The 16,214-nt window shown below is 68.7% G+C and carries 15 protein-coding genes; 7 read left to right on the top strand and 8 right to left on the bottom strand.

The features are described from left to right. A partial coding sequence (locus tag NY1_RS16690) for a hypothetical protein (RefSeq protein ID WP_157762272.1) occupies nucleotides 1-1,209 on the bottom strand: 1,209 nt, incomplete at its 3' end. Further along, complete coding sequence (locus NY1_RS16685) at nucleotides 1,206-1,562, bottom strand: type VII secretion target (protein ID WP_233434356.1); 357 nt, start codon at nucleotides 1,560-1,562, stop codon at nucleotides 1,206-1,208. The genes NY1_RS16685 and NY1_RS16690, both read right to left, overlap by 4 nt. Before the next feature lie 110 nt (nucleotides 1,563-1,672). On the opposite strand from NY1_RS16685, the gene NY1_RS16680 reads away from it, so the two are divergent. The 4 genes from NY1_RS16680 to NY1_RS16665 all read left to right on the top strand — a co-directional run bounded on the left by NY1_RS16680 (nucleotide 1,673) and on the right by NY1_RS16665 (nucleotide 6,851). Further along, a complete protein-coding gene (locus NY1_RS16680; protein ID WP_067713488.1) occupies nucleotides 1,673-2,659 on the top strand; it encodes an NAD-dependent epimerase/dehydratase family protein in 987 nt (328 codons plus the stop codon). Between the two features lie 32 nt (nucleotides 2,660-2,691). Continuing rightward, the gene (locus tag NY1_RS16675; protein WP_067713485.1) at nucleotides 2,692-3,708 is read left to right on the top strand and encodes an Rv2578c family radical SAM protein; all 1,017 of its coding nucleotides are present in this window, start codon (nucleotides 2,692-2,694) and stop codon (nucleotides 3,706-3,708) included. Nucleotides 3,709-3,816: 108 nt separating this feature from the next. Further along, a complete protein-coding gene (locus NY1_RS16670) occupies nucleotides 3,817-5,775 on the top strand; it encodes a 2-oxoacid:acceptor oxidoreductase subunit alpha (RefSeq protein ID WP_067713482.1) in 1,959 nt (652 codons plus the stop codon). Further along, nucleotides 5,772-6,851, top strand: a complete 1,080-nt coding sequence (locus NY1_RS16665) for a 2-oxoacid:ferredoxin oxidoreductase subunit beta (protein WP_067713480.1) — start codon at nucleotides 5,772-5,774, stop codon at nucleotides 6,849-6,851. The genes NY1_RS16670 and NY1_RS16665 overlap by 4 nt, the downstream gene beginning before the upstream one ends. Nucleotides 6,852-6,861: 10 nt before the next feature. On the opposite strand, the gene NY1_RS16660 is transcribed toward NY1_RS16665, so the two are convergent. Then, nucleotides 6,862-7,413 (bottom strand): hypothetical protein, encoded by a 552-nt coding sequence (locus NY1_RS16660; RefSeq protein WP_067713476.1) that lies wholly within the window; start codon nucleotides 7,411-7,413, stop codon nucleotides 6,862-6,864. Nucleotides 7,414-7,479: 66 nt separating this feature from the next. Further along, entirely contained in the window at nucleotides 7,480-8,877 is a 1,398-nt protein-coding gene (locus tag NY1_RS16655; protein WP_067713685.1) for an MFS transporter, read from the bottom strand. A gap of 98 nt (nucleotides 8,878-8,975) precedes the next feature. Here NY1_RS16655 and NY1_RS16650 point away from each other — a divergent pair, with 98 nt between their 5' ends. Further along, nucleotides 8,976-9,563, top strand: coding sequence for an XRE family transcriptional regulator (locus NY1_RS16650; RefSeq protein ID WP_067713473.1), 588 nt, complete (start codon nucleotides 8,976-8,978; stop codon nucleotides 9,561-9,563). A gap of 55 nt (nucleotides 9,564-9,618) precedes the next feature. Further along, nucleotides 9,619-10,623, top strand: a complete 1,005-nt coding sequence (locus NY1_RS16645) for a PHP domain-containing protein (RefSeq protein WP_067713471.1) — start codon at nucleotides 9,619-9,621, stop codon at nucleotides 10,621-10,623. A 31-nt stretch (nucleotides 10,624-10,654) separates the two neighbouring features. On the opposite strand, the gene NY1_RS42975 is transcribed toward NY1_RS16645, so the two are convergent. The 4 genes from NY1_RS42975 to ypfJ all read right to left on the bottom strand — a co-directional run bounded on the left by NY1_RS42975 (nucleotide 10,655) and on the right by ypfJ (nucleotide 14,204). Beyond that, nucleotides 10,655-10,816, bottom strand: a complete 162-nt coding sequence (locus tag NY1_RS42975) for a hypothetical protein (RefSeq protein WP_157762271.1) — start codon at nucleotides 10,814-10,816, stop codon at nucleotides 10,655-10,657. A 96-nt stretch (nucleotides 10,817-10,912) separates the two neighbouring features. Next, nucleotides 10,913-12,175, bottom strand: a complete 1,263-nt coding sequence (locus NY1_RS16640; RefSeq protein WP_084535025.1) for an acyltransferase family protein — start codon at nucleotides 12,173-12,175, stop codon at nucleotides 10,913-10,915. Next, on the bottom strand, nucleotides 12,172-13,101 hold the full coding sequence (locus NY1_RS16635) for an SGNH/GDSL hydrolase family protein (RefSeq protein ID WP_067713468.1): 930 nt from the start codon (nucleotides 13,099-13,101) through the stop codon (nucleotides 12,172-12,174). The genes NY1_RS16640 and NY1_RS16635 overlap by 4 nt, the downstream gene beginning before the upstream one ends. A gap of 179 nt (nucleotides 13,102-13,280) precedes the next feature. Further along, the gene (gene ypfJ, locus NY1_RS16630; protein WP_067713465.1) at nucleotides 13,281-14,204 is read right to left on the bottom strand and encodes a KPN_02809 family neutral zinc metallopeptidase; all 924 of its coding nucleotides are present in this window, start codon (nucleotides 14,202-14,204) and stop codon (nucleotides 13,281-13,283) included. A gap of 100 nt (nucleotides 14,205-14,304) precedes the next feature. Between ypfJ and aspS the strand changes: the two genes are divergently transcribed. Further along, complete coding sequence (aspS, locus tag NY1_RS16625) at nucleotides 14,305-16,098, top strand: aspartate--tRNA ligase (protein WP_067713462.1); 1,794 nt, start codon at nucleotides 14,305-14,307, stop codon at nucleotides 16,096-16,098. Nucleotides 16,099-16,214 lie beyond the last annotated feature (116 nt).

The raw sequence follows: 16,214 nt of genomic DNA, 5'->3' as shown, positions 1-16,214 counted from the left end.
GCCGCCGCCTCCGCCGAGGCCCGCGGCCTTGGTGTCGGGATCGCCGCCGGCGGGTTTGCCGTCGGCGGCGCCGGTTCCGGTGCCCGCGGCGGACTGGAGACCGGATTCCAGGAGGCCCTTGGCCTGTTCCAGAATGGGCTGCCCGACGTTCTCGGCGAGCGACTTCGCGACCTCGGCCGGGTTCGTGCCGCCGGACTGGCCCATGAGCTGGCCGATGATGCCGTTGAGTTGCGCGGTGGGAGCCGCGAGTTCGCCGCGGGTGGTGTTCACGACGGTGATGGCCGCGGCCAGATGTTCGGTGGCCGAGGCGATCAGCGCGGTCTGCGCGGGCGGGGTCAGGATGACCGGGGCGAGGGCGGTGGCCTGCGCGACGAACGACTGCACGATCGCGGTGAGCTCGATATTGCCGCGCTGCACGATGGCGGCGGCCTGCTCGGTGAGGGCGGAGAGGTCGAATCCGCGCTGGGTGGTTTCCTCGCCGTGGCGCTGCGCCTGCTGACCGGCGGACTGGGCGCCCTGCGAGGCCTGGCCCTGCCAGAGGCTTTCGACGGATTTGAGCGCGCCGGTGCCCACCGACACCGCGGACTCGATGAATTTGGAACCCTGACCGAGCAGGGTCGCCGGGTTGAACGAACCCAGCACGCCGGTGCCGAAGCTGTTGAGCAGCTGCTGGAACGGCTGGAACAGCACGTCCATCCCGGGGATGGCGGGGAGGGCGAGGCCCTGCATGAGGTCGCCGACCGGATCGGCTGGCAGGGCCGGGAGCGCGGCCTGGCTGAGCGCCGTCTGTGCGGCGGCGAGGGCGGCGGGTGCGTTGTTCAGCGCGGACTGGGCGTCGTTCAGCGCCGAGTGCGCGCCGCCGAGGACGCCCTGGGCATCGGTCAGCGCCTGCTGGGCTCCGGTGAGCACGCCGTGCGCGCCATCGAACGCGGGGGACAGGCCACCGGAAACCGAGGCCGCGACGGTCTCCTCGCCGCGGCCACCGCCGGACAGGCCGTGCGGAATACCGCCGGAGAGTGGGGTGGGCTGCTCGAATTCCTTGCGGGACAAGGCGAATGCGGGCGGTTCGAACGCCGCCATGTCATCGGGGAGCTGGCCCAGGGGCAGGTTCGGGAACAGGCCCGGGGCATCGAGGACGAGGGTCTGCGCGGAGGCGGGCGCGGTCGCGGCCGGGGCCGCGCCGATTACGCCGGAGTCGCCGAGGCTCATGCGAGCTCCCCGAGGCCGCCCGCCGCGGCGCCGAGCCCGGCCGCGAAATCGCCGTCGGTGCTCTCGTAGGCCCCGGCCGAGCCGAACGCCGCCTGCCCGATCTTGGCGAAGCGGCCGGAGAGCGCGTTGATGTCCTTGTCGTGCAGCAGCTCGGCCACCGCGAAACTGGCCAGGAAGTCCGCGCCGATCAAACCGAAGACCGGGGTCATGGCCGCCACGTGCGATACCGTGTCCAGGCCGCCCGCGCCCGCGATGTCCGCGGCCACGCCGTCCTGTGCGACGGCGAAGGTGCGGACCGCCGTGGTGTCGACCGACAGATCGGCCATGAGTGCCCCCCAAATCGTCGTGGACATGCGAACAGCGAATATATCCCACTGGGCGTCTACGACGGCGTGCCGAGTGCACCACACTCCGTGGCCGGACCGTTCTTGCAAATTAGAACAAGTTCTATATTCTTCATCACATGAAGGTCGCAGTCACCGGCGCCGCCGGCTTCCTTGGCACCAATTTGCTTCGCCTGCTTACCGATCGGGGCCACGAGGTCACCGCCATCGATCGCGTGCAGGGCGCGGCGCAGCCCGGTGTCACCTGGGTCAGCGGCGATGTGCTGGACCCGCAGTCCATGCGCAAGACCCTGGACGGCGCCGAGGTGGTCTACCACCTGGTCGCGCTGATCACCCTGGCTCACAAGAACGATCTGGCCTGGCGGGTGAACACCGAGGGCGTGCGCGTGGTCGCCGAGGCCGCCAAGGCGGTCGGCGTGCGGCGCATGGTGCACACCAGCTCGATTCACGCGTTCAACCAGTACAGCTGCGGCGGCCGGATCAACGAGCGCTCGCCGCGTTCCATCGATCCGGATCTGCCGGTGTACGACCGCTCCAAGTGGCAGGGCGAGATCGAGCTGCGCAAGGTCATCGAGACCGGCCTGGACGCGGTGATCTGCAACCCGACCGGTGTGTACGGCCCGGTCGACAACACCGACTCGCGCATCAATGTCACCCTGCGCGACGCCGGCCGCGGCCGGGTGCCGGTCATGATCTCCGGCGGCTTCGACCTGGTCGACGTGCGCGATGTGGCGCAGGGTCTGGTGCTGGCCGGCGAGCGCGGCAAGACCGGCGAGAACTACCTGCTGGGCGGGCATTTCACCGAGATGCTGGCGGCCACCCGCTTGGCCGCGACCATCAACGGCAAGCTCAAGCCCGCCTTCGCGATTCCGGCCAAGGTCATCGACGCGCTCATGCCGGTGCTCGAGCCCGCGGCCAAGGCGCTGGGTTCGGACCGCATCTCCAAGGCGTCCATGGGCGCGCTGCTGTCCGCGCCGATCGTCGAACACGACAAGGCCACCGCCGAACTCGGTTACCGGCCGCGCCCGGCCGAGGAGACCATCCGCGACCTGATGGCCTTCTACAACGGTGCGACCATCACGCCCGACACGCAGAAGATCGCTTGACAGTTCGATAGAACAAATGTTCGACTTGGGCGGTGCGATGGCAAAGCCAGACCCTGGACGCCGATGACGGCGCGCTGCCCGGGCTCGAACGTGCCGGCTTCGTACGCAGCGTACAGACGCCCGAATTCGAGGGCATCACCTTTCACGAGGTGTTGTGCAAGAGCGCGCTGAACAAGATGCCCGACGGGGGTTCACTGCCGTTCAACTGGACCGTGAACCCCATGCGGGGCTGTTCGCACGCCTGCCGCTACTGCTTCGCCCGCCCCTCGCACGAGTATCTGGATCTCGGCGCGGGCGCCGACTTCGACTCGCAGATCGTGGTCAAGACCAATGTGGTGCCGATCCTGCGCAAGGAACTGCACAAGCGCTCCTGGCGGCGGGAAACCGTTGCGCTGGGCACGAATACCGATCCCTATCAGCGCGCCGAGGGCCGCTACCGGCTGATGCCGGGGATCATCAGCGCCCTCGCCGAATCCGGCACCGGCTTCTCCATTCTCACCAAGGGCACGCTCATGCGGCGGGACCTGCCGCTGCTCACCCAGGCCGCCCGGCAGGTGCCGGTGCATCTGGCCGTCTCGCTCGCCATGCTCGATCCGGAACTGCAGCGCAGTCTCGAGCCCGGGACGCCCTCGCCGCGCGCTCGCCTGGAAATGATCCGCGCGCTCGCCGATGCCGGTTTCGCGGTGAATGTCATGGTGGCACCGGTCATTCCGCTGCTCACCGATTCCAGCTCGCAGCTCGATGAACTCTTCGGGGCCATCGCCGAGGCCGGTGGCGCGAGCGTGGTCGCGTTTCCCATGCACCTGCGCGGTTCCACCCGCGGCTGGTTCCTCAATTGGCTCGCCGAAGCCCACCCGGCGCTGCTGCGACGCTACCGGCAACTGTATGGTCGGGGAACTTCGGTCACCCCGGAGTATTCTGCGTGGCTACGCGGCCGGATCGAGCCGCTGCTGGAGAAACACCGCTTGAACCGCGAACGGCCGAACGAGCCCGAGGTTCGTTCCGCCGCATCGCACCCTGACGACCGGCAGCTGGCGCTTTTCGCCTGAAACCGGCCGAGATTCCTGCTCCACCCGCTAACTTCGCAGGCGTGTCGCGAATAAGGCGGAGTAGTTTGGCGTTGGTACCTCACACTGACGAGGAAGTGATGCAGGCGCATGGTTTCGCAGCGTGACCACTCGGTGGCGGCCCACGAAAACGGCGGCCCCACCGAGAAATTGGAAAGGGTCGTAATTCGCTTTGCGGGGGATTCCGGTGACGGCATGCAGCTCACCGGTGACCGCTTCACCCACGAGGCCGCCGCATTCGGCAACGATCTTGCCACCCAACCGAATTTCCCCGCCGAGATCCGAGCGCCCCAGGGCACCCTGCCGGGCGTCTCGTCGTTCCAGATCCAGATCGCCGACTACGACATCCTCACCGCCGGTGACCAGCCCGATGTGCTGGTGGCGATGAATCCCGCGGCGCTCAAGGCGAATCTGGAGGATCTGGCGCGCGGGGCCATGGTGATCGTGAATACCGACGAATTCACCAAACGCAATCTGGCCAAGGTCGGCTATACCGGTGATCCGCTCACCGATGAGACGCTGACCGATTTCGTGGTGCACCGGGTGCCCATGACCTCGCTGACCCTCGGGGCAACCGAACCGACCGGTGTGGGCAAAAAGGACGGGCAGCGCGCCAAGAATATGTTCGCGCTGGGATTGCTGTCCTGGATGTACGGGCGGCCGATCGGCGGCACCGAACAGTTCATGCGGGAAAAATTCGCCTCGAAACCGGATGTCGCCGAAGCGAATATCCTCGCATTCCGGGCGGGATGGAATTACGGCGAAACCACCGAGGCATTCGCCACCACCTACGAGATCGCGCCGGCGACGCTGCCCGCGGGCACCTATCGGCAGATCACCGGCAATACCGCGCTGGCCTACGGCATTGTGACAGCGGGTCAATTGTCCGGATTGCCGGTCTTTTTGGGGACGTATCCGATCACGCCCGCCTCCGACATCCTGCACGAGCTGAGCAAACACAAGAACTTCGGCGTCACCACCTTCCAAGCCGAGGACGAGATCGCCGGCATCGGCGCGGCGCTGGGCGCGGCGCTGGGCGGCGCGCTCGGCGTGACCAGCACCTCCGGGCCGGGGCTGGCGCTCAAGAGCGAGACCATCGGCCTGGCGGTGATGACCGAACTGCCGCTGCTCATCGTGGACGTGCAGCGCGGCGGCCCGTCCACCGGGCTGCCCACCAAGACCGAACAGGCCGATCTGCTGCAGGCGCTCTACGGGCGCAATGGCGAATCGCCGGTGGCGGTGCTCGCGCCGCGGTCGCCCGCCGACTGTTTCGACACCGCCGTGGAGGCGGCGCGCATCGCGCTCACCTACCGCACCCCGGTGCTGCTGCTGTCGGACGGCGCCATCGCCAATGGTTCGGAGCCGTGGGCGATTCCGCAGGTCGCCGACCTCGCGCCGATCGACCCGGCCTTCGAACCCGATGGCGCGGACACCGATTCGTTCCAGCCCTACGCCCGCGACCCGGAAACCCTGGCCCGGCCGCTCGCCGTGCCCGGCACCAAGGGCCGCGCGCATCGCATCGGCGGGCTCGAAAAGGCCGACGGCAGCGGCAATATCTCCTACGAACCGGCCAATCACGAACTCATGGTGCGGCTGCGGCAAGCCAAGATCGACGGCATCGCGGTGCCGGATCTCGAGGTCGACGATCCGGACGGGCGCGCCGAACTGCTGCTCATCGGGTGGGGCAGCTCCTACGGCCCGATCGGCGAGGCCTGCCGGCGGGCGCGGCGGCGCGGCGTTCCCGTCGCGCAGGCGCACCTGCGGCATCTGAACCCGTTCCCGCCCAATCTCGGTGCGATCCTGGGCCGCTATCGCACCATCGTCTGTCCCGAGATGAACGGCGGCCAGCTCGCCATGCTGCTGCGCGCCCGCTACCTGGTGGACGTGCAGCCGTGGACCAAGGTCGCCGGCACCGCCTTCTCCGCCCAGGAACTGGTCGGCGTCATCGACGCCGCCCTGGACGGCGATATCGCGGAAATGGAACAGACCAAAGCCTTCACCGCTCGTGCGCGGGCCACCTACCGCACCTCAGGGGGTAAGCAGCCATGACCATTCTCGAAAACCCGCTCGTGGGCACCGATCTCGGGCTGACCGGGCTGTCCGGCGTGCCCACCGCCGACCGGCCGCAGAAAGCCAAGGACTACACCTCCGATCAGGAGGTGCGCTGGTGCCCCGGGTGCGGTGACTACGTCATTCTCGCCACCGTGCGCGGGTTCCTCGCCGAACTCGGGCTCGAGCGCGAGAACCTCATGTTCGTCTCCGGCATCGGATGCTCGAGCCGGTTCCCGTACTACCTGGAGGCGTACGGGATCCACTCGATCCACGGGCGCGCGCCGGCCATCGCGACCGGAATGGCGGTGACGCGGCCGGACCTGTCGGTTTGGGTGGTGACCGGGGACGGCGACGCGTTGTCCATCGGCGGCAACCACCTCATCCACGCGCTGCGCCGCAATGTGAACATGACGATCCTGTTGTTCAACAACCGGATCTACGGGCTCACCAAGGGCCAGTACTCGCCGACCTCGGAAACCGGCAAGGTCACCAAGTCCACGCCCATGGGTTCGGTGGACCATCCGTTCAATACGCTCTCGATCGCGCTCGGGGCCGAGGCCACCTTCGCGGGGCGCGCCCTGGATTCCGATCGCGCGGGCCTGACCGAGGTGCTGCGCGCCGCCGCCGAACATCGCGGCACCTCGTTCGTGGAGATCCTGCAGGACTGCCCGATCTTCAACGACGGCTCCTTCGACGCGCTGCGCCGCGAGAACGCCGAATCGCATCTCATCCGGCTGCGGCACGGGCAGCCCATCCGGTTCGGCGCCGAGCACGAATTCGCGGTGGTGCGTAGCGGTTTCGGGCTGCGGGTGGCCCGCGCCGACAGTGTCGCGGACGCCGATATCGTCGTCCACGACGCCTACAGCGACGATCCGGAATACGCCTACGCGCTGTCCCGGCTCTCCGATCAGGACCTCTCGCACGTGGTGACCGGCGTGTTCCGCAGCGTCAGCCGGCCCACCTACGACGACGGGGTGCGCGGGCAGCTGGAGGCGGCGGCGGAAGCGAAACCGGTGCACGGGAACTCGCTGCAGGACCTGCTCACCGGCAGCGAAACCTGGACGGTCGGCTGAGTTTTCGGGTTCAGCCGCGGACGAAGGCGTTCACCAGGCGATCGTAGAGCGCGGTGAAACGCTGGCGGGACGCCTTCTGCCCCTCGGTCAGGCCCTCCGACAGCGCGGGGTCGTACATGATCACGTGCACGTCCTCATCCGGCGGCGCGGGCATGAAATCGATGATCATATTGCCCGCTTCGCCGCTGTTCGGCGTGCCCAGATCCTCCAGCACCAGGGCCCGCACCTCGGTGGCGGCGGCGCTGAGCACGTCGGCGGGGACGGTGCCGCTGAACTCGGTGCCCTCCGGGGTGCGTTTCACCGCCTTGCCGTCGGCCGTCACCTCGAGCACGGGGCGCAGATCGGTGCGGGTCTGCCAGCCGGTGGGCATGGTGGTGAGCGTGAACAGCGTGGTCGCCACGGCGGCGTCGATCGGCGCGGCCCGCACCGGGGCGGGCGCCGGGGCCGGATCGTCGGCGGCGGCGAAACCGCCTGTGCCGGTGAGTATCACGGCCGTCGCCAGCAGTGCCGTGGTGGCGCGGCGCGCCCTGCCGAATCCCGTTGTCCCGCCCTGCTTCAGCATTGCTTCCCTCCGAATCCCTGTGGGGCGTCTGCCCGCCAGGGATTCTGCCCCGAGCGCATCCGCAGATCACGGGCGGCGCGCCGAACGGGCGGTGGCGGTGCGGGCGATCACGAGCAGCAGCACGCCGCACATCGCGACCAGCAGCCAGACCGGATGGGTGGCGCGGGGCAGGCCGTCGGGTGCGGTCCCGGCGACCAGGCCACCGGCGATGGCGATGCCCAGTGCGGCACCGAACTGGCGTGCGGTGGAGGTGACGGCCCCGGCCACGCCCGCCCGGGCCGGTGGGAGCGCGCCCACCGCGGTATTGGTGATGGGCGCGTTGGCGAAACCGACGCCGATGCCCAAGGCGAGGTAGGCGAACAGCAGCAGGGCGAAACTGGAATCGGCGTGCAGGGTGAGCAGGCACGCACCGCCGAGCGCCAGGAAAATCCCCGCGGCGGTGAGCGGTAGCCGCGGCCCGTACCGACCGACCAGGACGCCGGACAGCGGTGCGCAGACCGTCGCGCCCACTGCCATCGGCAGGACCGCGAGCCCGGCGGCCAGCGGCGTCAGACCCCGAACCTGTTGCAGATACAACGTATTCGCCAGCAGCGCCGCGTTCAGTGCCACGAATACCGCGATCGCGCCCAGTACCGCGCCGCTGAACACGGGACTGCGGAACAGGCGCGGATCCATCAGCGGCTCGGGCCGATTCGTCTCGACGCGCACGAATCCCGCACCGGCCGCGACGATTCCGGCATATCCGGCGAGCATCCAGGCGGAGGTCCAGCCGGCGTGCGGTCCCTCGATGAGCACGCCCACCGCGAGCCCGGCCGTCACCGTCAGCAGCGCCTGCCCCGGCAGGTCCAGCCGCTGCGGCCGATCGGCCCGCGACTCCGGTACGAACAGCACGCTCAGCGCCAGCGTGACCAGGACGATCGGGACGTTCACCCAGAACAGCGCCCGCCAGTCCGAGACCGCCAGCAGGGCGCCGCCGATCACCGGGCCCGCCGCCATGCTCACCCCGAACACCGCGGCCCACACCCCGATGGCGCGCGCCCGCTGCGCCGGATCCGGTATCGCGTTCACCACGATCGCCAAGGCCACCGGGCTCAGCATCGAAGCGCCCACGCCCTGAAACGCGCGCGCCGCCACCAGCAGCTCCGAGGTCGGCGCCAGCGCACACAGCAGCGAGGCCGCGCCGAACACCGTCAATCCGATCCGGAAGACCCGCCGCCGCCCGAACCGGTCCGCCAGCGCGCCCGAGGAGATCAGCAGGCTCGCGAACACCAGCGTGTACGCGTCGATCGTCCATTCCAGCCCGCGGGTGCCGGCGCCCAGCCCGGCGCCGATCGCGGGCAATCCCACATTCACGATCGTGGTGTCCAGGCCGACCACGAACATGCTCAGGCAGCACACCCCGAGCACGAGCGCGCGCCCGCGCCCGCTCAGTTCCGTCCGAGCCGTCGCCACCGTCTCGCTCATCGATTCCACCTCTCTCCGAAATCCGTTCGAACGAGCGAATTCTCGGAGCCGCGCCGTACCGGTAGACAGTGAATTTGCGGAAACCGCAAAATGGACCCGTGGACGACGACATCGACGAGATCCTCGGCACCATCGGCCCGCGGCTGCGCGCGCTGCGCCGTGACCGTGCCCTGACCCTCGAATCGCTCTCCGCCGCCACGGGTATCTCGGTCAGCACGCTGTCCCGGCTGGAGTCCGGGCTCCGCCGCCCCACCCTCGAACTGCTCATTCCCCTGGCTCGGGCGCACCGCGTGGCCCTCGATCAGCTCATCGCCGCCCCGGCCACCGGCGATCCGCGCGTCCACCTGGAACCTTTGCGTAAACGGCGGGGCAGCGTCTTGATCCCGCTCACCCAGTACCCCGGCCGCGTGCAGGTCTTCAAAGAGGTGCTGTCCCCGCGCACTCCGCAGCTGGTTTCGCACGCCGGTTACGAGTGGCTCTACGTGCTCGCGGGCGAACTGCGCCTGCTGCTCGGGGAGACCGAATTCCATTTGGGCCCGGGCGAAGTCGCCGAATTCGACACCAACGAGCCGCACTGGTTCGGGCCCGCGGGCAAGGCCAGTGTGGAGATCCTGCACATGTTCGGCCCGCACGGGGAACGCGCCGTCGTGCGCACGCAGGCGGGCCCGGTGGCGGCCACGAAGTGACTGAACCGGACCGGTCGTTCGGTCACGGTCGCCGGTCGCGGCGCACACTGGAAGCATGGATCCGGTCGTAGCCCTGCGTGAGATCGCGTTCTACAAAGATCGTGCCCGAGAGGAGGCGCGGCGGGTGATGGCCTATCGCAATGCCGCCGATATCGTGGAGCGGCTCGATCCGGCCGAGCGGGAGCGGCTCGGGGCGTCGAACGGCTGGCAGGCGCTGCGCGGGATCGGGCCCAAGACCGCGGAGGTCATCGCACAGGCGTGGGCTGGGCGGGAACCCGATGTGCTGGTGCAGTTGCGGGCCGCCGCGGGGGACCTGGGCGGCGGGGGCTTGCGGTCGGCGCTGAAGGGCGACCTGCACGTCCATTCGAACTGGTCGGACGGTTCCGCTCCGATTGCCGAGATGATGGGGGCGGCCCGGGAACTGGGGCACGAGTACTGCGCGCTGACCGATCATTCGCCGCGCTTGACCGTCGCCAACGGCTTGTCGCCGGACCGGTTGCGCGAACAGCTCGCGGTCATCGACGGGCTGCGGGAACAGTTCGCGCCCATGCGGATTCTCACCGGCATCGAGGTGGACATCCTCGACGACGGGTCACTGGATCAGGAGCCGGAGCTGCTCGAGCGGCTGGACATCGTGGTGGCCAGCGTGCACTCGAAGCTGAAGATGGATGCGGCGGCCATGACCCGGCGGATGGTGGCGGCGGTATCGAACCCGCAGGTGGATGTGCTTGGGCACTGCACCGGACGGCTGGTGGAGGGGAACCGCGGCACCCGGCCGGAATCGCAGTTCGACGCCGAGCAGGTGTTCACCGCCTGCCGCGAGTACGGGACCGCGGTGGAGATCAATTCGCGGCCGGAGCGGCGGGATCCGCCGGCGCGCTTGCTGAAGCTGGCCCTGGACATCGGGTGCGACTTCGCCATCGACACCGACGCGCACGCTCCCGGCCAGCTCGACTTCCTCGGTTACGGTGCGCAGCGCGCCCTCGACAACGGCGTGCCCGCCGACCGCATCGTCAATACCTGGCCGGTGGACGAGCTGCTGGCCTGGACCACGTCCTGACCGGGATCGCCCGGGCGGCAACGGTTTCCGGCTAGCCGATCGCCTTGGGCAGCAGTCCGATGGTCACCAGGATGCCCGCGATGACGACGGCCCCGTAGTGCCCCGTCGTGCGCGAGTAGTCGAACACCGCGGCGACGACCAGCACCGTGATGACCAGGAACAGCAGGTGCTTGATGGGATAACCCTTGACCACCTACCGATTCTAGATCACCGATTCCCCTGTGCCACAGTCGAACTCGGCCCTGTGGCAGGGGAGGGCCGACGGAAGGGCAGGCCAAGGGCCGCGGGGTCAGGAGCGCGGTTTCGGCCGGGCGAAACGGCGCATGATGGGCAGGTCCACCCAGTGGTAGAGCACCGCCGCGATGGCCGTGGCCACGACCAGGCTCAGCGCGGCGAATCCGGCCCAGCCGAGGATGCCGAACTGCCTGCCGCCGATCAGATACCGCGTGATCACCACCATGACCGGGAACTGGATCAGGTAGAAGGCGAAGGACACATTGCCCAGCCACACCATGCGCGGATGCGAATTGAGACCACGTATTCCGGCCAGGTCGCGGGCTGCGAGGGTCGCCACCACCGCCGTCATCGGGACCAGCAGCAGCACCGACATCTTGTAGTTGACCGGCACCACCCAGGTGCCCGCGTACGCCACCACCAGCGTCAGCAGCGGCCAGGCCATATTGGTATTGCGCCAGCGTCCTTCGAGCACCAGGCGCGCGGCCAGCACGCCCAGGAAGAACTCCGGCAGCCGCGACAGCGGGAAGGTGTAGCTGAGCCAATACGACAGCGAGACCGGGATATTCGGCTGCACGAACCAGGCCGGGGAGGCGTGCAGTTCGTAATAGGGCGAGTTGTCGCCCGGAACCAGCCGCGGCGCAAAGGCATTCGCGATGCCCTTCGGCCCGTCCACCCACAGGAAGTACGAGGTGTGCAGGGCGATGATGCCGAGCATGAGCAGGCCCATGGCCAGCAGCAGGCGGCGGGTCGGAATCCGCATGATCAATGGCAGCACCAGCGGGAAGCTCAGGTAGAACAGCATTTCCGCGACCAGCGACCAGGACGGCACGTTCAGCCCGCCCACCGTCGTCGACTTCGGCCACCAGGTGTGCACCAGCAGCAGGTTCGGCACCCACACCACCAGCCGCGACAGCGGCACGCTCGCCACCACGATGAACGCGGCGGCGGCCAGCAGATGCGTCGGATAGATCTTCAGTACCCGGCGGCGGTAGAAACCGCGCACCGACATGCCCGGCCGGAACGACCAGTAGATGATGAATCCGGACAGCACGAAGAAGAAGGTGACGCCGGCCGCGCCGAGCTGCATCGGAATCCATTGGTGGATATGGCGGAACAGCTCCGACTTCTGGAACGGATACACCGGCAGGAACACCAGCGCGTGCAGGACGAACACCGCGAACGCCGCCCACCAGCGGGCCCCGGTCAGCGACGGCAGCGCCGGGCGGCTCGCAGCGGGCGCGGGAGCGGACGGCTGCGGCGCGGCCGAGCCGATAACGGGGGCGACCGGAGCGGCCACATCGGGAGTGAAGGTCATCGGCCGTACCGTTCGTTCAGAGCTTTCGCGATCACCGCGTCACCCGCGGGGGAGGGGTGGAAGGGCAGGCCGTCGATCTTGCCGCCCGGCGAGAACACCCCGTTCACCCACGGTTCCGCGGTGCACAGTCCGTGCCCGGCGGTCAGGGCGCGGGCATCGAGGAATTCGAGGTTCAGGCGCTGCGCCGCGTCGCGCTGCGCGGCGTCGATCCGGTTCAAGGCATCGACGATGGTCCGCCCGCGCGGCTGCACGAACGGGACGAAACCGAAGAAGTCCAGGCACACCGAGTCCGCGTTGGCCGGCACCACCTCCGGGTAGCCGACCAGCACGATGCGCGCATTGGGCGCGTAATAGCGGATGTAGGTCACCACATTGCGGATCCGGTCGGCGTACGCGGCGCCGGAGATGGCGACCGCATCCGGCATGCGCCCGGTGCTGACCGCCTCGACGCCGCACCCGTCCTCCAGGTCGAACACGCAGTCCCGCATGGCATCCCAGAGTCGGGTTTTGCTGCCGCCCCAATGGTCGTTGAGCCCGAACTGAATGGTCACCAGCTTGGTGCGCGGCCCGAACGCGCCCGCCTGATCCGCCTCGCGGGCCTCCATCGCGAGGGTGTAACCGGGGCCGGTGTCGATGGACGCGCCCACACAGGAGCGGTCGGTGACCTGGTCGGTGCCCTGGATGCCCATCAGCCTGCTCAATTGGGCGGGCCAGGCGGTGTCGCCGCGCAGACAGGTCTGCTCGGCGGCCAGCGGATTCCAGTCGTTGGCGGTGAACGAATCACCCAGCACGACAAGTTCTTTGCCCGCGACGGGATCGGCCGCCGCGCTGACGCCCCCGGACATGCCCCCGGACATGGTGGCCGCGACCGCGACCGCCGCGGCGGCGACGCCGAGCGCCCGTCCGCCTCGGGTGTGGAGCCTCATCTAACCTCGAATCGAATATTGAACGGCGAGCGTTTCACTTCGCGGGGAGTGTACATAGCGCGCACCGGGCGCGGGGGCGGTTCCGCGCAAGCCGCCAATATTCGGGTTTCGGGCGAATCGGGGACGGAAAAGCAACGGCCCCGATCCGATCGGACCGGGGCCGTGCGGGGGTCTGCGGCTCAGCGCAGCGCGGGCGGATTGTTCAGATCGCGCGCGTTGTAGGTATCGCAGGATTTGACCTGACCGGTCTTGTATCCGGTGAGGAACCATTTCTGCCGCTGCTCGGACGAACCGTGCGTCCAGCCTTCCGGATTCACCCGCCCGGTCGCCGCCTTCTGGATGCGATCGTCGCCGACCGCCGAAGCCGCGGAGAGCGCGTCGCGAATATCGTTCTCCGACAAGGGCTTCAGGAACGGGGTATTGCTGCCCGGCGCCGGGAGCTTGTCGGCGTAGGAGGCCCACACCCCGGCATAGCAATCGGCCTGCAACTCGGTGCGCACCGCGCCGGACTCCGGACCCTGGGGATCGCGCTGGGCGCGATTGATATCGCCGAGCAGGTTCTGGATGTGATGGCCGAACTCGTGCGCCACCACGTACTCCTGGGCCAGGGGGCCGCCACTCGCGCCGAACCGGTCCTTGAGCTCCTGGAAGAAGCTGGTGTCGAAATAGGCGGTCTGGTCTGCGGGGCAGTAGAACGGGCCCACCGCGGAGGTGGCCCGGCCGCACCCGGTGCTCACCGCGCCGGAGAACAGCACCACCTTCGGGTCCACGTATTTGCGATTGGTCTGCTTGGGCAGCTCGGTCGCCCAGACGTTGTCCAGGCTCTGCACGGTCAGGATGACCCGGCAGTCCACGTACTTGTTGGCGTCCGCGCCGGTCTTGCAATGGTCGGGGGTCGTCGTGCCCTGCTGCGCCGAATTGCCGTCCGCGCCGGTGAACTGGCCGAGAATCGAACCGGGATCGCCGCCGAGCAGCAAGGAGACCACGAGTGCCACCAGACCGAGCGCACCGCCCCCGAGTACCAACCCGCCGCCCATACCCGGTCCGCCACTGCCGCCACTGACCCGGTCCGGGTCGATCTGCAGGCCCTCGTTGAAGGTCATGGGTACCACTCTGACATGGGGGAGTGGATATCGGTTTCCACTCGGGGAACGTGTCTCACTACGATGGGTTCCGCATCCGCAATCCATCGAAAGGAATACCGTGCTGCGCACCCACTTGGCTGGTTCGCTGCGAAGCGAGCACGCCGGTCAGACCGTCACCCTCACCGGCTGGGTGGCTCGTCGGCGAGACCACGGTGGCGTCATCTTCATCGATTTGCGTGATGCGTCCGGTGTTTCGCAGGCCGTTTTCCGTGAGGGCGTCCCCGCCGAGCAGGCGCACAAGCTGCGCAACGAGTTCGTCGTGAAGGTCACCGGCGTGGTGGAGAACCGCCCGGCCGGTTCGGAAAACCCGAACCTGCCGACCGGCGCCATCGAGGTCAATGTGACCGAGCTCGAGGTGCTCAACGAGGCCGCGCCGCTGCCGTTCCAGCTCGATGACGAGCCGGGTGAGGAAGCGCGCCTGAAGTACCGCTACCTGGACCTGCGCCGCGAGGGCCCCGCGCACGCCATCCGGCTGCGGTCCAAGGTCAACGCGGCCGCCCGCGAGGTGCTGGCCAAGCACGCGTTCGTCGAGGTCGAGACCCCGACCATGACCCGCTCCACCCCCGAAGGCGCGCGCGACTTCCTGGTGCCGGCGCGGCTGCAGCCGGGCAAGTTCTACGCCCTGCCGCAGTCGCCGCAGCTGTTCAAGCAGCTGTTGATGGTCGGCGGCATCGAGCGCTACTACCAGATCGCGCGCTGCTACCGCGACGAGGACTTCCGCGCCGACCGCCAGCCCGAGTTCACCCAGCTCGACATCGAGATGAGCTTCGTCGAGCAGGAAGATGTGATCCTGCTGGCCGAGGACATCCTGGCCGCGCTGTGGAAGCTGGTCGGGTACGAGATCTCGACGCCGATCCCGCACATGACCTACGCCGATGCCATGCGGCGCTTCGGTTCCGACAAGCCGGACCTGCGGTTCGGGGTCGAGATCACCGAAATGATGGAGTACTTCAAGGACACCCCGTTCCGGGTGTTCCAGTCCCCGTACGTCGGCGCGGTCGTCATGCCCGGCGGCGCCTCGCAGCCGCGCCGCCAGCTCGACGCCTGGCAGGACTGGGCCAAGCAGCGCGGCGCCAAGGGCCTGGCCTACATCCTGTTCAACGAGGACGGCACCCTCGGCGGCCCGGTCGCCAAGAACCTGTCCGACGCCGAACGCGAAGGGCTGGCCAAGCAGGTCGGCGCGAACCCGGGCGACTGCGTGTTCTTCGCCGCCGGTGACGTCAAGTCCAGCCGGGCCATCCTGGGCGCGGCGCGCGGTGAGATCGCCCGCAAGTGCGGCCTCATCGACGAGAACGACTGGGCCTTCGTCTGGATCGTGGACGCGCCCATGTTCGAACCGGCCGCCGACGCCACCGCGAGCGGCGATGTGGCGCTGGGCCATTCGGCCTGGACCGCGGTGCACCACGCGTTCACCTCGCCCAAGCCCGAACACCTCGACGACTTCGACACCGATCCGGGCTCGGCGCTGGCCTACGCCTACGACATCGTCTGCAACGGCAATGAGATCGGCGGCGGTTCCATCCGTATCCATCGCCGGGACGTGCAGGAACGCGTGTTCAAGGTGATGGGCATCGGCGAGGAAGAAGCGCAGGACAAGTTCGGCTTCCTGCTCGACGCCTTCTCCTTCGGCGCTCCGCCCATGGGCGGCATCGCCTTCGGCTGGGACCGCATCACCGCGCTGCTGGCCGGAGTGGATTCCATCCGCGAGGTCATCGCCTTCCCGAAGTCCGGCGGCGGCGTCGACCCGCTCACCGACGCGCCCACCCCGATCACCCCGCAGCAGCGCACCGAGGCCGGCCTGAACGCCAAGCTGGACGAGAACGGCGTGCCGCTGCCGGTGGAAAAGAAGTAGCCCGAGCGGTTTTCGACGCGCCCGGTCGCCGCGCCCTCCGGAGTGCCGGTGGCCGGGCGCGTTTCGCGTATCGCGGCGACGCGCAGGCGCTGCGCGCGGAGACCCCTCGTCCGGCT

This window comes from Nocardia yamanashiensis NBRC 100130, from assembly GCF_001613325.1.
In the GTDB taxonomy this organism is placed as follows: Bacteria; Actinomycetota; Actinomycetes; order Mycobacteriales; family Mycobacteriaceae; genus Nocardia; species Nocardia yamanashiensis.
The sequence above is the reverse complement of the archived record's forward strand: the minus strand, read 5'-3'. Positions and strand labels throughout refer to the sequence as shown.